The sequence below is a fragment of the Endozoicomonas sp. ONNA2 genome (assembly GCF_024606365.1).
Taxonomy (GTDB): Bacteria; Pseudomonadota; Gammaproteobacteria; order Pseudomonadales; family Endozoicomonadaceae; genus Endozoicomonas.
This window is the reverse complement of record NZ_JAHHPO010000752.1, coordinates 1-1,656: the sequence shown is the minus strand read 5'-3', so window position 1 is coordinate 1,656 and position 1,656 is coordinate 1. Positions and strand designations below refer to the sequence as shown.

The 1,656-nt window shown below is 49.4% G+C and carries 3 protein-coding genes; 1 reads left to right on the top strand and 2 read right to left on the bottom strand.

Features of this window, described 5'->3' with window-relative positions:
- Nucleotides 1–389: hypothetical protein (locus KDK14_RS13330; RefSeq protein ID WP_257265645.1), on the bottom strand; the 389-nt coding region annotated here is incomplete at its 3' end.
- A gap of 327 nt (nucleotides 390–716) precedes the next feature.
- The gene (locus KDK14_RS13325; RefSeq protein WP_257265644.1) at nucleotides 717–992 is read right to left on the bottom strand and encodes a hypothetical protein; all 276 of its coding nucleotides are present in this window, start codon (nucleotides 990–992) and stop codon (nucleotides 717–719) included.
- A gap of 236 nt (nucleotides 993–1,228) precedes the next feature.
- On the opposite strand from KDK14_RS13325, the gene KDK14_RS13320 reads away from it, so the two are divergent.
- Nucleotides 1,229–1,591, top strand: a complete 363-nt coding sequence (locus KDK14_RS13320; protein ID WP_257265643.1) for a hypothetical protein — start codon at nucleotides 1,229–1,231, stop codon at nucleotides 1,589–1,591.
- Nucleotides 1,592–1,656 lie beyond the last annotated feature (65 nt).

The window sequence follows — 1,656 nt, the reverse complement described above, 5'->3', positions numbered from 1 at the left end:
TCCCGCACCTGTGTCGGGGTGGTCTCACTGGTGGTAGAGAGAATATGCTCGCTTGTCGGTTGTGGATTTTCTGATTCCGCCCTTGCCACAGCTATCGGCAGAGGCTCTGTGTTAACCGTTATAATGGGTTCAGTCTCTTGTGCAGGCTGTTCCCCGAAGGAAGAGACTACACGCCGACCGTCATGTACACGCCTTAGTTTTATCGGTGGCGCAAAGGGTGGTTCAGGGGGCTGCTGATGTTTCGGTAAGATGCTGGGTGTGCCGGTTGTCTGTCCAACCTGATACCCCGATCTGCTGCGCTTTCCTTGTCGTTTTTGTGGCCCATGACTTGCACGAGTACTGTCGCTCGTTGATGGATGCGCAACATAATCTGCCAAGGGGATCGGCATGAAGATTCTCCCTGACTCTTCAATTCTCCGGTGTTTGATTAGTCAATAACACGTGGGTTGTCAATTACTTTTTTTCAGGGACTGTGGATGTTAACCCCGTACAAATTGTCCTGAAAATGGTGTATCAGACACTCGGGATCCCCGGGAGGCTGAATCAGGCATTGGGAGGCTGTCCGGGATAGCGCCAGCCCAGGCGACTCAGTAGCGAGGACAGACTCCCGGGCTTGGCAGCGATGGTTGAGCCATTCAAGAAGGTAGCAAGAATGATCATTTATGGGGCATTATCAGTGCGTTCGTTCTGAATGCTAATAATTGTTGCAATGTTAATTAACTGCCTGTCCCGGACTCTTCCAGCTTGGCCACCATGCGCTCAAAGGCAGACTTGCCGCCATCCTTTGATATCTGTCTGAGCTGATCTTGCCGGGCCGGGTCACCGTTGGCGATGCGTTTGGCAGGCTCAGTGGTGTCATCGCCACCAGCACGGCCGTGGGCCACCGACCTTGAGTCAAAGGTACTGGCTGTTCTGCACCAACCACCATTCGGGCGATTAGCGCGTCGGTAAGCCATTGGCTCCATCGGGGGAGTTAAGAGACAGTTTATCATCGTTGTCTTCTGCCGGGTGTGAGTAGTTAATTAAAGAAACGTCCTGATTCCAGGCCCAGTTCTTCGGGAGACCATGAACTGTGCCCGCAAGGATTGAAACCGGGAGGCTACTCTCGGACAGTCTCCCGGATTTTTCAATCGCCTGAATCTGGTTCATAGCAGCCAGATTTGCAAGTTTCCAGTCAAATGCTACATTTTTTGCCAAAGCATGAATTAATGAACATTGAGGTGGTCTGATGAAGAATTACTTTTTTATAATAATGCTTGGATATACAAGCGTTTTCTCAGACATTGTTCATTCCAATGACTATTATGATCAGGAGTACTATAGCTATATTTGGGGGACATACAACGCTGATAGCCTGGTGGCAAATATAATTGCATTGTATGGAACTGTTCTTGTAGCTATTGCGATAGCTCCAGTCATAGGCATAGGTGCTCTTGCGGGATGTTGTTTGTGCTCTGGATCACTTCATGTCAGAGCGTTGAAAGGTGCTGCAATACCAGGAGTCCTTGCAGCATTGGTAGCTTCAGCCTTGGAGGCCGATATGTGGTATAGATGGCGTATGGGTGAATTTTCCGGGGATTCTTTGCCGTGAAAACGAACATAAAACATCCTGATTACCACTGATCGTACGTCATGAATCAGCTGCTATAATAAACG